The organism is Stenotrophomonas sp. GD04145, from assembly GCF_029835135.1.
GTDB lineage: Bacteria > Pseudomonadota > Gammaproteobacteria > Xanthomonadales > Xanthomonadaceae > Stenotrophomonas > Stenotrophomonas maltophilia_P.
In genome coordinates, this window is the sequence record NZ_JAODZG010000009.1 from 57,551 (window position 1) to 73,547 (window position 15,997).

The 15,997-nt window shown below is 58.1% G+C and carries 15 protein-coding genes and 1 pseudogene; 8 read left to right on the forward strand and 8 right to left on the reverse strand.

The window, feature by feature from the left end:
* The first annotated feature begins 99 nt into the window (after nucleotides 1–99).
* A complete protein-coding gene (locus N7367_RS07275) occupies nucleotides 100–315 on the forward strand; it encodes an SDR family NAD(P)-dependent oxidoreductase (RefSeq protein ID WP_100441011.1) in 216 nt (71 codons plus the stop codon).
* Between the two features lie 15 nt (nucleotides 316–330).
* Nucleotides 331–900 (forward strand): cyclin-dependent kinase inhibitor 3 family protein, encoded by a 570-nt coding sequence (locus tag N7367_RS07280; protein ID WP_100441012.1) that lies wholly within the window; start codon nucleotides 331–333, stop codon nucleotides 898–900.
* 252 nt (nucleotides 901–1,152) lie between these two features.
* Here the strand turns inward: N7367_RS07280 and N7367_RS07285 are convergent, their stop codons facing one another.
* Together N7367_RS07285 and N7367_RS07290 are read right to left on the reverse strand one after the other, a co-directional pair.
* Nucleotides 1,153–1,734 carry an HNH endonuclease gene (locus tag N7367_RS07285; RefSeq protein ID WP_100441013.1) on the reverse strand — a complete coding sequence of 194 codons (582 nt, stop codon included), beginning with the start codon at nucleotides 1,732–1,734 and terminating at the stop codon, nucleotides 1,153–1,155.
* Complete coding sequence (locus N7367_RS07290) at nucleotides 1,731–3,071, reverse strand: ATP-binding protein (protein ID WP_199849313.1); 1,341 nt, start codon at nucleotides 3,069–3,071, stop codon at nucleotides 1,731–1,733. Before N7367_RS07290 ends, N7367_RS07285 begins: the two co-directional genes overlap by 4 nt.
* Before the next feature lie 398 nt (nucleotides 3,072–3,469).
* Between N7367_RS07290 and N7367_RS07295 the strand changes: the two genes are divergently transcribed.
* The gene (locus N7367_RS07295; RefSeq protein WP_279942070.1) at nucleotides 3,470–4,051 is read left to right on the forward strand and encodes a hypothetical protein; all 582 of its coding nucleotides are present in this window, start codon (nucleotides 3,470–3,472) and stop codon (nucleotides 4,049–4,051) included.
* Between the two features lie 11 nt (nucleotides 4,052–4,062).
* Here the strand turns inward: N7367_RS07295 and N7367_RS07300 are convergent, their stop codons facing one another.
* The gene (locus N7367_RS07300) at nucleotides 4,063–4,965 is read right to left on the reverse strand and encodes a WYL domain-containing protein (RefSeq protein ID WP_100441028.1); all 903 of its coding nucleotides are present in this window, start codon (nucleotides 4,963–4,965) and stop codon (nucleotides 4,063–4,065) included.
* Nucleotides 4,966–5,072: 107 nt separating this feature from the next.
* Here N7367_RS07300 and N7367_RS07305 point away from each other — a divergent pair, with 107 nt between their 5' ends.
* Nucleotides 5,073–6,248 carry a metallohydrolase gene (locus N7367_RS07305; RefSeq protein WP_180895277.1) on the forward strand — a complete coding sequence of 392 codons (1,176 nt, stop codon included), beginning with the start codon at nucleotides 5,073–5,075 and terminating at the stop codon, nucleotides 6,246–6,248.
* Between the two features lie 68 nt (nucleotides 6,249–6,316).
* Nucleotides 6,317–8,497, forward strand: a complete 2,181-nt coding sequence (locus tag N7367_RS07310) for a ThiF family adenylyltransferase (protein ID WP_100441029.1) — start codon at nucleotides 6,317–6,319, stop codon at nucleotides 8,495–8,497.
* A 288-nt stretch (nucleotides 8,498–8,785) separates the two neighbouring features.
* On the opposite strand, the pseudogene N7367_RS07315 reads toward N7367_RS07310, so the two are convergent.
* Nucleotides 8,786–9,043: pseudogene (locus N7367_RS07315) on the reverse strand (transposase); the annotation flags it as partial.
* Between the two features lie 271 nt (nucleotides 9,044–9,314).
* Nucleotides 9,315–9,524: a DUF1508 domain-containing protein gene (locus tag N7367_RS07320; protein WP_100441031.1), complete on the reverse strand. Its 210-nt coding sequence runs from the start codon at nucleotides 9,522–9,524 to the stop codon at nucleotides 9,315–9,317.
* A 556-nt stretch (nucleotides 9,525–10,080) separates the two neighbouring features.
* Between N7367_RS07320 and N7367_RS07325 the strand changes: the two genes are divergently transcribed.
* From N7367_RS07325 to N7367_RS07335, 3 genes are all read left to right on the forward strand, one after another.
* Nucleotides 10,081–10,524, forward strand: coding sequence for a hypothetical protein (locus tag N7367_RS07325; RefSeq protein WP_157804514.1), 444 nt, complete (start codon nucleotides 10,081–10,083; stop codon nucleotides 10,522–10,524).
* Between the two features lie 697 nt (nucleotides 10,525–11,221).
* A complete protein-coding gene (locus N7367_RS07330) occupies nucleotides 11,222–12,700 on the forward strand; it encodes a SulP family inorganic anion transporter (protein ID WP_100441033.1) in 1,479 nt (492 codons plus the stop codon).
* A 111-nt stretch (nucleotides 12,701–12,811) separates the two neighbouring features.
* Entirely contained in the window at nucleotides 12,812–13,345 is a 534-nt protein-coding gene (locus tag N7367_RS07335; protein WP_072167338.1) for an arsenate reductase ArsC, read from the forward strand.
* On the opposite strand, the gene N7367_RS07340 is transcribed toward N7367_RS07335, so the two are convergent.
* From N7367_RS07340 to N7367_RS07350, 3 genes are read right to left on the reverse strand one after another with little or no spacing between them, the layout of a single operon-like run.
* Complete coding sequence (locus N7367_RS07340; protein WP_100441034.1) at nucleotides 13,306–14,391, reverse strand: ArsO family NAD(P)H-dependent flavin-containing monooxygenase; 1,086 nt, start codon at nucleotides 14,389–14,391, stop codon at nucleotides 13,306–13,308. The two genes, N7367_RS07335 and N7367_RS07340, sit on opposite strands and share 40 nt — an antisense overlap.
* 33 nt (nucleotides 14,392–14,424) lie before the next feature.
* The gene (arsB, locus tag N7367_RS07345; RefSeq protein ID WP_100441035.1) at nucleotides 14,425–15,483 is read right to left on the reverse strand and encodes an ACR3 family arsenite efflux transporter; all 1,059 of its coding nucleotides are present in this window, start codon (nucleotides 15,481–15,483) and stop codon (nucleotides 14,425–14,427) included.
* Nucleotides 15,484–15,503: 20 nt separating this feature from the next.
* On the reverse strand, nucleotides 15,504–15,995 hold the full coding sequence (locus tag N7367_RS07350) for an arsenate reductase ArsC (protein WP_100441036.1): 492 nt from the start codon (nucleotides 15,993–15,995) through the stop codon (nucleotides 15,504–15,506).
* Nucleotides 15,996–15,997 lie beyond the last annotated feature (2 nt).

Genomic DNA, 15,997 nt, shown 5'->3' on the forward strand with positions numbered 1-15,997 from the left:
TCCAGGATCCTACGCAACTAGGTTCCCAATACACCATGTTCAGCACGTAGATGCTTTGATTGTCAGCTCTAACACAACAGGGAAGCGCTTACCGTGTCCATGAAGGTAAAGGTTGCATTAGTTACTGGCGGCCGCTCTGGCATTGGATTGACGATCGCACAAAGGTTCTCAGTAGACGGTGCTCGCGTCTTCACCGCCCTGCGTCGTGCAGACATCGTGTTTGAAGGCATTGAAGCGGATTTCTCGGATCCAGCCTCTGCGCAACGCGCCGTCTCAACCGTGACTGATTTGCTTCTCGCCCCTGAGGGCTATTGATTTTGGAGAGAGCAGGTGAGCAGGACAAGTATCTCCCATCCACTGCAGATTGCTACCTTGCCCGTCGGTACGAACGGCGGTGGGATCGGCGTCACCTTTGCACCAGGAAAGCATCAGGACGTTGCAATGACTGGGTCTTGGGCTCGGGACCTGGACGTCGATCTAGCTTCGATCGTCGCGTGGGGAGCACAGCATCTGATCACGTTGATTGAGCCGTGGGAGTTCGAGGAGCTGCAAATCACCTCTTTGGCGGAACGTGCCAGAGCGCACGGCTTGATGTGGCACGGCCTGCCAATTACGGATGGTGCGGTACCTGATGCGCGACTGCTTGAGCCATGGCGATCCCTAGGGCCACAGTTCGCGGCCAAGCTCTTGTCCGGAACCAGGATCGTGGTGCACTGCAAAGGCGGTTTGGGTCGGGCCGGCACAGTGGCGTCGATGCTCCTCATTGAAACAGGCTGCGCTTCAGACGGCATCGATGCAATTGCTAAAGTGCGCTCAGTGCGGCCCGGCGCGGTGGAGACAATGGAGCAGGAAGAATTCATCCTGAGCTGGTCTGGTCGCCCAGGCCAAAGCCTGAGCTAGCCGCAATGCACCGCGACCCGACACCAACTCCGCTTGGGAGGATATTCTGGCCAAGATGGCACCGTACCGATACATGATTGGCATGTGTCCCTGAAAGCATGCTTGCACCGAGCTGAGCCCAACCCGCGCTCTCAATACTGAGGAGCGGGAAGCCAGATAGGAACAAGATTGCTCGTCGCCAATCATCCAGCTTCGTCCCTAGAGTTTGCGAGACAGCCCGATCGCCCAATTTGATGTAACGCAGGGGATGCGCTATCCCTCGTGAAACCTGTGACGTTGCATAACGGCATTCAAGTCGTTGAACATCGCGTCGGTCACACCAAACTCACTGATATAGCGGCCGAGATGGCAGACATAGAAGGTATAGCTGCCCTTCTCGCTCAATGGTATGTACAGGATGCCCGCCCGCCTAATGTGCTTTGAGTACTCATCAAAGTGCGGATGTACGATCCTAAACTTTTTAGGATCACTGGGGTAATTCACCGGCACATAACCCTTGACCGGTGGGTCGACATGGACCTCCCTGTTTCTCTTGTACTCATTACAATCAGGGCAGCAGACGCACAGGTTGAGTGGCTCAAACATGTACCCTACGTACGTCGCCTTGGGAGCGATGTGCTCGACGGTAGAGCCCGCAGCCGACCTGACCGACAGGAGGTTCAGGCAATACGGACACACGAAGCGCTGTACGCGTCGGTAATGATCTCGCACATCGACACGAACCGGCTCAAGGCTGGCATCGGACCACTTCGTGTGATCGTACTGGGGGTGCGCACGTATGGCATCTATTCTATTGAGCGCATCCGCGCTAAAGACGACGGGTTCGTCAATCATGCCCGCTCCTCCTTGAGAAGCGCTGAGAGTGAGTCGATCAACGAGATAAGCTTGTCACTGGGGTCAAGCTTGTTGCGCACTTGGAAAAGCCATTCCATCTCCCCCTTCATTTCGCGGGTAAGCGGGCGACCAACGCGCACCTGGGCGATCAGGTTGAAGCACACCCTTGAGATGTACTCATTCATCATGCCAGGCGCGTCGAAGAGTTCCGCTAGCTGGAAGTCTGCAGAGCGGCGCTGGAACTGCGACGCAGGATAGAGCTTCCCCTTGCGCAGGTGATAGATGAAGGATCCGGGACCATTCAGCCTCGCGATGATTTGGGGGGAGTGCGTGGCGATCACAAACTGGCAGCCGCTATAAGGCGAAAAAGCAGACTGCAGGAGGGCCATGAAGCGCTCTTGCCATTCCGGATGGAGACTAATCTCGGGCTCGTCGATCAGAACCAGAGAGTTGTCTTGAATGTGCCCTGCGATACCTAGCATGAGTACAAGCAAGCACTGCTCGCCAGAACTTGCGCGCTTAAGGCTGAAAGGCGGGTGTCCAAGCTTCTCTACCTCAATATCCATCAATCGAAGCAAGTTATCGTCGAACAGCCGCAGATATGCCCCAAGGCGCTTACGCCCTAGCCGAGTGCCGCCAAGGGTCGCGACGTTGCTGCGAAAGTCCACCTCCAGACGCAATGCGCCAGGCGTATCCATCAAATCAGAAGCAATGTCGAGGTCTTTCAAGACTGCCGATAGACCATCGGTGGCCTCAATAATGGACGCGACGCGGCGATCGAAGCTGTACCTAAATTGCCCAGACCTGAAGGATGACTTTTCGACGCTATGACGGTTCGATGAACCGTCCACCCTTGAACGTTCAAACTGAGGCTTCAGTACAAAGGTGAACACTGGAGAGAAATTCAGCGATTCCAGGACACCTAGTAGGTTCAAGCTAGGCGGGGTCTCAGCCAGCTTCGATAGCAATCCCCGAGCTGCGGAGGACAGCAGCGACACGGCTGATGATGAGCCGTACATGCCCTCTCCACGCATCCCAACGTAGCGGTAGTTCTTCTGCGCCTTTGCACTCCGCCTTGGCGGCGCTGGAAACTTGTCGAAGGGACTCGTTGAAGCCGCAACGACCACAGGATGTGGGGGATGACTAAATTGCCCAGTGCCGATTGGGCCGTAATACTCGCTAATCCGAAGCCGCGCAATATCCGACAACAGCCGGCTTTTTCCAACTCCGTTCTCTCCCACAACAACTGTATATGTGTTATCCCTTGGGCTGACTTTAGCCTCGTCTACCAGACGCACCAGCTGACCATCATGGTAGATATTGATCACTCGTTCCATTGGAGGCTCTCCCTGTCTATAGGAAGAATGTTGGCAGATACTGGTTAGCTATCCAAGGTCATGGTCCCTGCGGCCTAGGACGCTCCCATTCCGGCGATGGGAGATCTCGGCAGAGAAGTGCAGGGCCTTCCTGGCCCAGAGCTAGCGCCACCCATCGCCGCTCCTTGACCGATCTCCCCACGGAAGGCTGACAGGTAAGATCCGGGCTGACACCGAACGCTTGGGCCGTGCCCTTAGGCCCAAAAGCTCGTGCGCCCTACCTAAATGTGCCTTCGGGAAGGCATAATCTGGCGGGAGAGGTAAATATCAACCGCCTGCCAATCTAGTTGACCGGGGAGAAGGAAGTGTCTGCAAAAGGAGGACTGCTGAGATGGCTCGGAGCCTTCATAGCTTTCGATATGGCGCTGCTAACCTACGTCTTGATTCCCGATTGGCGTTGGGGTGCTGCCGACCCGAAGATGATCATAGGTGGGCTAACGACAGTACTTTCCCCTCCAATGCTCTACATGATGACCTCAATTCTCTCGCCAGACATGAAGGCTGCACTCGTCTTCTGGAGAACCAAGCATCACTTGCCTGGCTATTCGGCATTCTCCAGGCACCTAAGAGAAGACTCGAGAATAGACGGTGAAGCAGTTGCGGCGCGGCGGGGTCCTCTTCCGTCAGACCCGGATGAACAGCAGCGCCTGTGGTACAAAATTTACCGCGACCATCGCAATGACGAGGCAGTTCTTGATGCCAATCGTCGCTTTCTCACTTTTCGGGATCTGGCAGTAGTGTCACTCCCGGTTACCGTGGTGGCCCCCATCGCGCTCACGTTCTTCGATCTCGGCTTCGCACGAGGCCCCGTGGCCGCAATCTTCTGCCTGCAATACCTTGGCGCAAGTGTCGTCGCGCGCGTAGCGGGCGTACGTCTGGTTCGAACTGTTCTGGCGATAGAGGGCGCGCAGCCAGGTTCCGCTGCTCCCGGTTCGGCATGACTGGCCCTTTACTAGAAATCCGGCCGCACAATTGAGGGAAGGTAGGCAGCTAGTTCGGTGCGGTTTGCAAGGACAATCTGCTGCGATCTTGCCGCTTCGTTCTCTTGTTCTTTAAGACCCAAGCGTGCCAACAAGTAATAGCCCATTGCTTGTCTGCACTTCAGCTTCAATTTGCCTTCTGACATGCCGTAGTCAAGTTCAATCACTCGCCGCGCGCCCTCCGAGAGAGCAGGGTTTGGTGCTATCTCAATATCGATCACGCGGTTCCATTGTACGTCGCCACTGATCGTGGCTTGAGCGTCTCCAGATGGCTTCGCCAGCAAGATTCGCGCAAAGAGGAAGTCACGGTAGTCGTTGCGCAAGTGACAGTAGGCTCGGATGTGCCATCGGAATCCGTCGTAGGCCAATGCCAAGGGTGAGACGCACCTTACATCTGGCTCAGCACGTGCCATGGTCTGGTAGGTGATCTCCAGAGCTCTGCCGGACTGAATTGCAGACAAGGTCTCCCGTAGTAGCGAGACATCGACCCGGCGGCTAGGGAAGCTCACGATCTCTGAAGGCGGCGGGTTACCCAAGAAGCTCAAATCGGGACTCAGCAAGCCGGTAGTGATCGCATGCAGTTCCGCCAGATAGCGGGCGCTCGATCCTTCGGTGAAGATCGGCGCATATGTCGGCATCGCCACATAGGCACGCTCCTTGGCGTCGTACTTCGCATTCAGCGGGGCGCGTGCGGCGTATTCAGCAAAGTCCAGAGTCGCCTGAGGGGGTGAGATCTTGAAGAACTCCACTAGGTCAGAACGATTGACCTTACCTGCCCACAAGAGCCGAGAGTCAATGAATTCTAGCCGGCGTGCCTGACCCCAGCGCTCTTTGCGGGCGGACACATCCTTTAAGTCATTGAATTTGTTAGGCATGTGAGAATCTTCCAAAAATATCCACTACTTTTTATGACCTCATAGTTTTTCGTAGTATAGTGCGTCTGAAGGCCACGGGGTGGTCAACACGATGAGGCGCAACTCGAATGAGCAACATCACGTTCTTCCCGGTCGACTGCGGTGACATGACCCTGATCCGCCTCGCGGATGCTGCGGTCAGTTCTATCCTTATTGACGTTAACATCCGCGCGGCGGCGGACGATGCTGACGACACTTCTGTACGTGATGTGGCTTCGGACCTGCGGGGCAGGCTGCAGCGGGATGGATTTGGCCGGCCCTATGTCGACGTCTTCATGTTGAGTCACCCTGATCAAGACCATTGTCTCGGTCTGGCCCGTCACTTCTACCTGGGCCCAATCGAGAACTATCCTGATGACAACAAGGCGGACAACGACAAGCGGATAGTCATCCGGGAAATCTGGTCGTCTCCGTTGGTTTTCCGCCGTCGTTCAAAGGACCATGTTCTCTGCGACGACGCATTGGCTTTTAATCGCGAGGCTAAGCGGCGGGTAACGCAGTTCCGCCATGGTCTAGGGAACAAGGACGGCGAGCGCGTACTTCTGATGGGTGAGGACGTTGACGGCAAGACGGATGATCTCGCCCCGATCGTCATCCAGCCTGGTACTACCTTCAACCGTATCAATGGGGCTAGTAGCTCCTACTTTGAGGCAACGCTGCTCGCGCCAATCCTCTGCGATGACCCGGACATTGTTGAGGAGCTGAAGAAGAACAATTCCAGCATCGTCATCAACTTCGCCTTGGACTCTGTCGAGGCCGGACGGCCGCGCTGCAAATTCTTGTCTGGCGGTGATGCGGAAGTTTACGTATGGGAGCTTCTCTGGGCTGAGTATGGCAAGAGTGGAGAGCTGCAGTACGACCTTCTTCAGGCACCGCACCATTGCTCGTGGCATTCGCTGTCATGGGATAGCTGGTCCGAAAAGGGCGAAAAGGCCCAAGTGTCACCTGAAGCGCGAGCTGCCCTAGGTCAGGCGAAGACAGGTGCGGTGATTGTGGCTAGCTCAAAGCGGATCCTGGATGACAAGAATGATCCGCCGTGTATTCGCGCTAAGACGGAGTACGAGAGCATCCTGGCTACTGTGGGCGGAAAATTCATGTGCACCGGAGAGTATCCGCACCATTGGGAGCAGGCTCCGCTGGATCTCCAGGTTTCATTCGGAGGTGTCCGAGTCAGGAAGGCAGGCGCAGGCTCTTCTACGGTAGCGGCACTGGCTGCCGCGCCGCGCGCGGGCAGCCCTCAGTGACTTCAGATTTTCTCGACTGGGGGGTCAGCATCCCCAAAGATGAGCCTGATCCATTCCGCGATGGCCGCATGCGGGCCCTCCTCAGGGCCTGCAATGCACACGCGGATATCAATGTTGTGGAGCTGAGACGGCTTGAACACCCATTCGTTGCAGAGATCATAGTGGCCGATGTTGGTGATGGCGCCGTGTCCCCTGGGAACGACGCAGGGATTCACCGCATCGAACGAATTGCACTTCTCTACCGAACTGGTGCCCGATTCCCATTCGAAGCTCGACCTCTCAGGAAGAGCTTCCCGAGAGCGCTGCATCAGTACTCTACGGGTGACCAAGGACCGCCGTCGCTCTGCATTATGGAGGGAGACTGGGAGCTTGCGGAACATAGGTTCACGCCAGAAGCGCTACTCGAGACCCTTCTAGCTTGGCTGGAAAAGACGGCAGATGGGACGATTCATGGGGCCGACCGCGGCTTGGAACCCGTCTTCTACAGCCTTGGGCAGTGCCTAATGCTTCCGCCGGACTTTGCGGAGGCTTTGAGCGATCCGTCCAAGGAGCTCGCTTTTGTGGACGCGTGGGAGTGGGAACGCGGAGTGACATATCGCACGCGCATTGTCGCGTCTGCTTCTCCGGCACGGGCGCCGCATCGCATACTCATCATGGATGCCGCCCCAATCGCGCACCTGCCACTCTCCTCGCCGCCGTCATCGCTTGGCAGCCTTGAAGAGCTGCTTGTAGCTAAGGGAAGCTCGCTGATGCCGGGACTGGCCAAATCAGTTCAAGAGGCTTTCCGGCGATGCTGCAACGCCAACATCCAGCCGGGTCAGGGGCGAATCATCTTGATCGTTCGTCTTCCGCGGCTACGAGACGGTGAAGTGGTGAGCATCGACTCGATGGGCTTCAGAATCGACTGTGACCTGGTCGCGCTAGGATTAAAAATACAGGCACTTGGCCGGTACGGAGAGAACGATACAGTCCAGCCAGTCCTTATACTTGGAGAAGGACCGAGGTGGCCAGAGAAGGGTTGGCAAGATATCGAAGTGCTGCACATCGACGTCAGCCGCAGTCTGGATCGAGACGAGGCGAAGCGATGGTCGGGAATTGAAGACGGTGAGTTCCGCGGCGTAATTGCAGGAGTGGGCGCCCTGGGAAGTGCCCTTATCGATATATGGTCACGCTCCGCATGGGGTCACTGGGACTACATCGATCCCGACGTTCTAGCTCAGCACAACGTCGTCCGGCATGTCGGCACCCAAGATCAGGTTGGGTTGCCAAAAGTCGAAGTAGCCAAACGCCATGCGCGGCGGACGCTCGGGTTTGCCGACCCAGATGTGAAAGCGTTGCAGAACCGGGCCTCGGACCTTGATACAGAGGCGGTACATGCGTGCCTGAAGCGTGGCGATCTCCTCATCGATGCATCAACAACCATCCAGGTAACTAGGTCGTGGTCTGGAGCGGACCTACCTCGAGGTATGGCAACCTTCTTGACGCCGTCGGGAGATGGCTGCGTGCTTCTTGCTGAGGACAGCTCGCGGGAAATCAGAGGCGCATCGCTTGAGGCCCAGTACTACAGGGCGATCATCCAGCAAGATTGGGGAGCAGTGCACCTCGAAGCAAAGGGTCGCCCACTTCGAAGTGGGGCGGGCTGTCGCGATGTCTCTGTAGTCCTAGGCTACGACCAGGTGTTGCGAAGTGCATCATTACTTGCAGGGCAGATCAGGAATAGGTCAATGCTTTCCGGTGCAAGTATCGATGTATGGGAGTCTTCGAGCGACGGCAGCATTCGTCACATTGAGGTGGCAGCCAGACGAACCTTTTCGAAAAAGGTAGGAGACTGGGAGATTATCTGGGACGAAGGTCTCTGCGAACAACTCCTAGGGGAACGAGCCAACTCGCTTCCACTCGAAACCGGAGGAATCCTTCTGGGCGTCGTCGATTTCAAGCTCAACACAATCCATCTCGTGGACGGCCGTTCCGCACCAAAGGACAGTGTGTCAACTGAGGCGGACTTCCAGTGCGGTAGCTGCGGCGTGCAGGAAGACATTACTGAGGCCCAGCGTCGAACAGCCGGTATGGTGCTTTGGATAGGTGCTTGGCACTCGCATCCCCAGGGTGTGAAGGCAGTTCCAAGCATCCAGGATCAGGAACTTCTGTCACATCTCTGCACAAGGCTGGGTGCGCACGGACTACCAGCGGTGATGCTCATAGCGGGCGAGAACGGCATCGACGTTTTCCTGCAAGCGAAAGGGAGTTAGCTCGCTTAACACGCAGACGAGTTGCCGAGCGGTTTGATGGCGCAGGCGGGACTTGCTGGCTTCGCCTCTGCGCACATGGGGTGGCCGCTTGGCGTGAGCGGATACATCTCCAGTTCCGATATGACCTGGTGCTGGCGGCCTTCCGTCAGCGCCCCATCAGTGATCAGGGGAGCAGTTGGAGTCTGCACTGGGCATCTGAACTGGAGAGCCCGCTCTTCGTCTAAGGCCATCACCCCGGGGTGGTAATGATTGATCAAGCAGCTCTGGACGGCTGATATGCTCGGGTCCTGATAGATGTCGAATGGCAGCTTCTGGCCGGAAGCGGACATCAGGATCGCTGCTCCACTGGCTGTGCATAGCTCAGCCTTGAGGCGCTGCCGCGCTCTGGTCCTGCTCCACGCGCCGGCCAAGCTCGCCTTTGCCTTGCTGCCGCTTCTGGCCGAAAAGACTGTCGATTGATGCGCCCAGCCGCTAGGCGGCCTCCGCTACCAGGCGGCCGTACTCAACGATCTGCTGGATCGCCTCGATCTTGAACTCATGGTGCACCGATTCATGCCCACGACCACCTCTGCCTAAGCCATAGTTTATGGCTTCGATATTTCCGCAGAATCCGGCGGGATTGCAAATCGCTCAGAGGGATGCAGAAATCAGAATACTCCAGCGGGAGGTGCTTGACCTCGGCGTTAAGTGGAGGCGTTGCAGGACGATGGAAATGCTGTCGGTCGCCAGGCTGAATAATGGGACTTAGCGAGACGCAAGGCTCTCGCTAGAGTGGCCGGGATCGTTCTGTATTACCCGACCCCGGCCCAAAGGGGCGCTATTTCCGCAGGCGATCGAAATGCTCGTCACCTATCACAGGTGCGAACTGAGACTCCTGCTTCAATAGCATAACCGAGTGCTCGCAGTCAGAAAGGTTAATGTAGCTCTCCGAGCTCACCGCAATGATTCTTCCATTCTTTGCCGTGAACCGCCATCGCCACTGTCCCGCAACGTCCTTGTATACATAGAAGTAAGAAACCTCTGCCATTGCGTATTTATCCCCCTTCGTTCGCCAATGTATGGCCGACCGGCGTTAGGCTGGTCGGCCTCCCTGGAGGCAGACTGCGATCCTCGTGTCGGAAGACAGTGAGTCTGCGTCTCCTGTCTTCGATCTTAGGTTTGCCGAGTCTACTGAACAAGTGGTTAGGGGCTGGGATGCGGGCAAGCGATTGTCAAATTGGCCGGATCAGCTCGGAGTCGTGTGCCGCCTCTAGCCGGAGACGCTCGGCCACGCGCATAGGGCCCTTTTCTGGATCCTCGCATACGCGATCGATCTCGGGTTTGGTGGGAGCATGAGCGTGTGGTATCACGGAGAGGGTTAGGGCGTGCCGTAACGTCGGTGTGATACGACACAAAAGCACCAAAAGTAGCATCGACGCCGGATTGGGCCGCCAGAACTTGCCCAGCACGGCTGCTTTTCCGGGGACCAGCCTGTTGAATGGGTGTAGGATTTTTCCTATTCCAAGTTGAAACCGGATTGGCGACACTTCGCGCAATGCCGCTCTAAGCGGTCCATTCCTGGTTGGCCCATTCAGGGGAAAAACATGCCAGCTTTTGCGGTCGGAGATCGGGTATACGTTCCGTGCCTTCTTGTGCCCGACCTTGAGGATCAGGACACCGCGCTTTACAGGACAAAGATTTCATCCATCAACGCTAGGTCTGCAACTGTAGAGGTACCACGTGGTGCTGTTTCAGGGCCCATTGGAGTAGGCCGGCTCCACTCGGATGTGGGCATTCTCATCATCAATATCGGCGACTTCGTTAGCGAGGCCGCGTTACTTGACCCACTCGCGAAGTCAGTGCTTCAGTTTTGCCGCCTGCTCGTTCCAGACGACCAGGTTATCGCGGTGAAAGTCCGAAGCGTTGCTGAGTTGAAAGCGTTCTGGATCAAGAACCATAGAGCTTACACGCACGTTATCCTCATCGGGCATGGAAACAGGGACTGTATTGGCTTTGGCGTGGATGGTGACGTCAATCTTCCAACATAAGATGATGCCCTAAAGGATCGTGGTGCCAAGCCAAAATCATTTATCTCTCTCTGTTGCAAAACAGGTTATGCAGATTTCGGAAAGACCTTTTCGCGGTTCACCATCTGTAAAACCTTTGCAGCGCCGTTCCACTCGGTTCATGGCGCGACAGCCTCTCAGTTTTGCCAAACCATGCTCACTTGGATGCTAGTTGACGGGAGGACCACCAAAGCTGCCTTCAGGAGCGCGCGCAACTCGGTTCCGGGCGGCGTCAGCTTTCGCCTATGGCAGAATGGTGAGTTGTCGGCGGGCAGGTGATTCGCCCCAATGGCTGTAGACAGCAACTTCCAATCTGAATGTCCGCTTTTGGCCGATAGCGGACACAGGCCCCGCGGCGAATGTCCACCTCTTCTTTGGCGATTCGGTCAGAGCTCAATTCAATCTGATCAACTGCCTACCAGCTTGTCGACTTCGCCTGCGAAATGATCTTGGGATCTGGGAAGCTACCCTTGAGAGTGCACCGAGGCGACCGCGATGCCGGCCGGATTTCCCCTCAGGCGCTATGCCAGTCTACAATATACCGTCAAATACCCAACGGATCGGCTAGCGATGACTCCACCCTGACGCTTGATTGAAGAAGCGACCCAGACACTTAGGTCTGGAAGGGTGCCTGTTTCTTTCGTTTGGCGCGCACTGCTGTGCGCGGAGATCATTTTCTATGCCTGCAATTTATCCCCTGCGCCAGCAATGGCTCGGTAACATCCGTGGTGACCTGCTGTCGGGCATTGTCGTTGCGCTAGCCCTGATTCCTGAGGCAATCGCGTTTTCCATCATCGCCGGCGTCGACCCAAAGGTAGGTTTGTATGCCTCGTTCTGCATCGCCGTCATCACCGCCATCGCCGGTGGCCGCCCTGGCATGATCTCGGCTGCGACCGGCGCCATGGCGTTGGTGATGGTCACGCTGGTGCGCGAGCACGGCATTCAGTATCTGTTTGCCGCCACCATCCTGGCCGGCGTCCTGCAGATGCTGGCCGGCGCCCTGCGGTTGGGCTCGCTGATGCGCTTTGTGTCGCGCTCGGTGGTGACCGGATTTGTGAATGCACTGGCGATTCTCATTTTCATGGCGCAGCTTCCCGAGCTCATCGGCATGCCGTGGATGGTGTATGCGATCTGTGCTGTGGGTCTGGCAATCATCTACCTGCTGCCGCTGCTGACCAAAGCCGTTCCTTCGGCATTGGTGGCGATCGTGGTTCTCACGGCCGCTTCCATGTATTTCGGCTTCCAGGTACGGACCGTAGGCGACATGGGGGCGCTGCCTGACAGCCTGCCGTCGTTCCTGATTCCGGATGTGCCATTCACCTGGGAAACACTCCAGATCCTGCTGCCGGTTTCGGCGACTTTGGCGGTCGTTGGCTTGTTGGAATCGCTGATGACCGCGCAGATCGTCGAAGACATGACCGATACCCCGAGCCAGAAGAATCGCGAATGTGCTGGCCAAGGCTTGGCTAACACCGTAACGGGCTTCTTTGGGGGCATGGCAGGCTGTGCAATGATCGGCCAGTCGGTGATCAACATCACTTCCGGTGGCCGGGGCCGTCTCTCGTGCCTTGTGGCCGGCGTGGTTTTGCTCCTTCTGGTTGTTTATGGGTCAAACCTGGTGAGTCAGATTCCAATGGCCGCACTGGTCGCGGTGATGATCATGGTCAGCATCGGCACCTTCAGCTGGCGCTCGCTGCGCGAGCTGGCCATTCATCCCAAGAGCTCTTCGGTCGTGATGATTGGCACGGTCATCGTGACCGTGGCTACCCACGACCTCGCCAAAGGCGTGTTGACAGGCGTGATCCTGTCGGCGGTGTTCTTCACCCGCAAGGTCGGCAAGATGCTGATCATCGACGACACCCAGGTCGAGACCGACTCGCGCGTCTACGTTGTGAAGGGGCAGGTGTTCTTTGCGTCTGCCGGACAGTTCGTGAGTAGCTTCAACTATCTGGATGTCCCCAAGGAGGTCATCATCGATCTGAAGGACGCCCACTTCTGGGACCTGACCGCCGTTGATGCGCTCGACCGGGTAGTGATGAAGCTGCGCGAGCACGGCGCGACCGTTGAGGTGTTCGGTCTCAACGATGCAAGTGAGACCTTGGTAGACCGCTTGGGAAAGCATCGTACGCCAGGCGCCACACGGTCGTCGGGTCATTGAACAGATGAGCGAAGCGGGCACCGAGGGGTGCCCGCTTCCTTTTCGGCAGTCATCGAGTTGACATATGGCAAGGCAATACTTCGATTATTCTAGATAAATGGTTGCGATGACATGCGTCCCCTGAATGTTCTGTTCCTTTGCACAGGCAACTCGGCGCGCAGCATTCTTGCCGAAGCACTGGCCAGCCATTTAGGGCGTGAACGTATCCGCGCTTACAGTGCGGGCAGTCATCCCAAGGGCGTAGTTCATCCGGTGGCCCTGCAGGTGCTCTCGGAGATTGGCTTCGACGTTGCCGGGCTGTCGAGCAAGCCGTGGGATGCATTCGCAGGTCCGGAAGCACCGCAGATGGATCTCATCGTAACGGTGTGCGATCGTGCCGCGGGTGAAGCGTGTCCCGTGTGGCCAGGCCACCCGGCTACCGCCCACTGGGGCATCCCCGACCCGGCCGCAGTGCAGGGCAGTGCTGATCAGGTCCATAAGGCGTTCCTGAGCACGCTTCACCAGCTCCAGCACCGTCTCGGATTGCTGTTGGCGCTTAAGCCTGAAGCGCTGGACCGCATGGCCCTGCAATCGCAGGTGCGGGCGCTGGGCAATGGCGCCGAGGCTCACGCGCCAGATAACACCGGAGAAGCCTCCCCGATGTAGTCGCTGATCTGCCTAACTGCCTCGCGCGCGTATCGGGTCACCCCGATCAGCGTGGCCGATGCTGCGCCATTCCAGTCGCCATAGCCAAGCAGCCAAATCGATGGCGCTGCGACCGACCGAACCTGGGTGTCATCCACGTCGATCCGACCACGAGCGTTGACAATGCCCAGTCCTTCCAGGTGCGACAATACCGGCCGGAAGCCGGTGCACCATATCACCGCGTCGAAGTTGCGTTCGCTGCCATCTGCCCACTGCATGCCGGTGGCGGTGAAACGGACGGGTGGCGGCATGGAGACCAGTACGCCGCGGCGCCGTGCGTCCACCACCGGCGGCACCATCACGATGTCGCCAAAACCATCCCGCTGAATATCCGGCTCGCGTCCTTCCTGCTGAGCCCTCCACTTCTCGGTTGCGCGTGCGAACAGAATGCGCCCGTCGACATCGTCGGCCAGGAAGGCTGGCACCCGCTGGGTGATCCACGTGGTCTTGGCCACCTTGGAGACCTCGGCCAGAATCTGTGCGCCTGAGTTGCCGCTGCCGATGATGGCCACGCGCATTCCGGCGAAGGGTTCGGGATGGCTGTAGTGGGCCGAGTGCAGCTGCACGCCGCCGAAAGCGTTCAGACCTTCATATCCGGGCGTGCAGGGATGCCGCCACGTACCCGTGGCGCTGATCACTGCATGTGTCTGCCACTGCCGGCCGTCATCTGCTTCCACCCGCAGCCGGCTCCCCGAGCGGCTGATGCGTTTTACCTGCACGGGACGGATGACAGGCAGCGCATACTTATGCTCGTAGCGCGCGAGGTAGTCGAGCACTTCCGCCTGCGACGGGCACGGTTCCCGGGTAGCAGGCATCGGCCAACCGGGAATCGAGCTCCAGCCCGCCGGCGAGAACAGATGCAGGGATTTCCACGCATGCTGCCACGCCCCGCCAGGTGACGTTTCGGCATCAAGAATCACATAGGACAGCCCGCTGCGACGCAGGAAGTAGCCAGCCGAAAGACCCGCCTGGCCACCTCCGATCACCACGACATCGACGCTGTCCATCGGGACTTCCTCATGCTGCAGCACCTAGGCGGTTCAGCGGCTCCGTGCATCGGCAGGAAAGTAGCTTTTGCCCAGGCGCAGGGCGACGTGGACCAGCAGAATCAGCACGGGCACTTCCACCAGCGGGCCGATAACAGCCGCGAAGGCTACCGGGGAAGCCAGCCCGAACGCCGCGATCGCCACGGCGATGGCCAGTTCGAAGTTGTTGCCTGCTGCGGTGAACGCGATCGCGGTGGTGCGGGGGTAGTCTTTGGCGATCAGGTTGCCCATGAAGAAACTGATGACGAACTGGATGATGAAGTACAACGTCAGCGGGATCGCGATGCGTACCGCGTCCATCGGAATCCTCAGCACATCGCCTCCCTTCAGGCTGAACATCGCCACGATGGTAAACAGCAGTGCGGCGAGGGTTACCGGGCTGATGGCGGGCAGGAACGTCTCTTCATACCATTGCACGCCCTTGCGCGCCTTCAACCATCGGCGGGTGAGGAAGCCCGCCAGGAACGGGATACCAAGGTAGATCAGAACAGCCTCGGCGATGGTCCAGAAACTGACATCGATGACGCTGCCCTGCAGACCGAACACCGGCGGCAACCAGGACAGGAAGAACCACGCGTAGACGCTGAACAGCGCAATCTGGAAGATCGAGTTGAATGCCACCAGCCCAGCGACGTACTGGCCGTCACCGCGGGCAAGCTGATTCCAGACCAGCACCATGGCGATGCAGCGTGCCAGCCCGATCAGGATCAGGCCGGTCATGTACTCGGGGTAATCGCGCAGGAACAGCACGGCCAGGCCGAACATCAGGAACGGACCGACGATCCAGTTCTGCAGCAGCGAGAGCATCAGTACCCGTTTGTCGGCGAAGACCCGCGGCAGTTCCTCGTACTTCACCTTGGCCAGCGGCGGATACATCATCAGGATCAGACCAATCGCGATCGGGATGTTGGTCGACCCTATGGAGAGGCTGTTCAACGCGCTGGGCACACCCTCGAACAACGCCCCCATGCCGACGCCGAGCGCCATGGCGGCGAAGATCCAGAGCGTGAGATACCGGTCCAGGAAGGACAGGCGGGAGGTATCAGTGGTCATGGGGATTTCCGGAAGGACGGTCAGTTGATCTGTGCGATCGGGTCGAGCCGGGCCTTGAGGGCCTCGCTGTCATCCCAGACGCTGTCGGAGATCTCCAGGAAGGCCCTCAGGCGCGCCTTGATGATCTGGTGCGCGCGATCGAAGGCTTCGGCTTTCTCTCCGTCCGAGCCTTCAACGCCGGCCGGATCGAACAGGCCCCAGTGCACCCGTACAAAGTCGCCGAACACTACCGGGCATGCCTCGACCGCCGCGCTGTCGCAGACGGTGACGATCAGATCCATCGGCGCGGCATCCGCTTCGGCGAACTCGTCCCACGACTTGCTGCGAAGGCCGTCCACCGGGAAACCCTCGCGCTTCAACTGAGCAATGGCAAACGGGTTGACACGGCCGGCCGGCTGGCTGCCGGCGCTGAAGGACTCGTAGCGGCCTTGGCCCCACTTCTTCAGGGTCGATTCGGCCAACACGCTGCGAGCGGAATTACCGGTACACAAGAACAGGACGCGACGGGTCATCT

Excerpts from the sequence above, each read along its gene's own strand:
- arsB (WP_100441035.1), bottom strand. The coding sequence starts at position 15,483 with ATGACCACTGATACCTCCCGCCTGTCCTTCCTGGACCGGTATCTCACG.
- N7367_RS07285 (WP_100441013.1), bottom strand. The coding sequence starts at position 1,734 with ATGATTGACGAACCCGTCGTCTTTAGCGCGGATGCGCTCAATAGAATA.
- N7367_RS07300 (WP_100441028.1), bottom strand. The coding sequence starts at position 4,965 with ATGCCTAACAAATTCAATGACTTAAAGGATGTGTCCGCCCGCAAAGAG.
- N7367_RS07340 (WP_100441034.1), bottom strand. The coding sequence starts at position 14,391 with ATGGACAGCGTCGATGTCGTGGTGATCGGAGGTGGCCAGGCGGGTCTT.
- N7367_RS07320 (WP_100441031.1), bottom strand. The coding sequence starts at position 9,524 with ATGGCAGAGGTTTCTTACTTCTATGTATACAAGGACGTTGCGGGACAG.
- N7367_RS07305 (WP_180895277.1), top strand. The coding sequence starts at position 5,073 with ATGAGCAACATCACGTTCTTCCCGGTCGACTGCGGTGACATGACCCTG.
- N7367_RS07350 (WP_100441036.1), bottom strand. The coding sequence starts at position 15,995 with ATGACCCGTCGCGTCCTGTTCTTGTGTACCGGTAATTCCGCTCGCAGC.
- N7367_RS07290 (WP_199849313.1), bottom strand. The coding sequence starts at position 3,071 with ATGGAACGAGTGATCAATATCTACCATGATGGTCAGCTGGTGCGTCTG.
- N7367_RS07325 (WP_157804514.1), top strand. The coding sequence starts at position 10,081 with ATGCCAGCTTTTGCGGTCGGAGATCGGGTATACGTTCCGTGCCTTCTT.
- N7367_RS07335 (WP_072167338.1), top strand. The coding sequence starts at position 12,812 with ATGCGTCCCCTGAATGTTCTGTTCCTTTGCACAGGCAACTCGGCGCGC.
- N7367_RS07275 (WP_100441011.1), top strand. The coding sequence starts at position 100 with ATGAAGGTAAAGGTTGCATTAGTTACTGGCGGCCGCTCTGGCATTGGA.
- N7367_RS07330 (WP_100441033.1), top strand. The coding sequence starts at position 11,222 with ATGCCTGCAATTTATCCCCTGCGCCAGCAATGGCTCGGTAACATCCGT.
- N7367_RS07310 (WP_100441029.1), top strand. The coding sequence starts at position 6,317 with ATGCGGGCCCTCCTCAGGGCCTGCAATGCACACGCGGATATCAATGTT.
- N7367_RS07295 (WP_279942070.1), top strand. The coding sequence starts at position 3,470 with ATGGCGCTGCTAACCTACGTCTTGATTCCCGATTGGCGTTGGGGTGCT.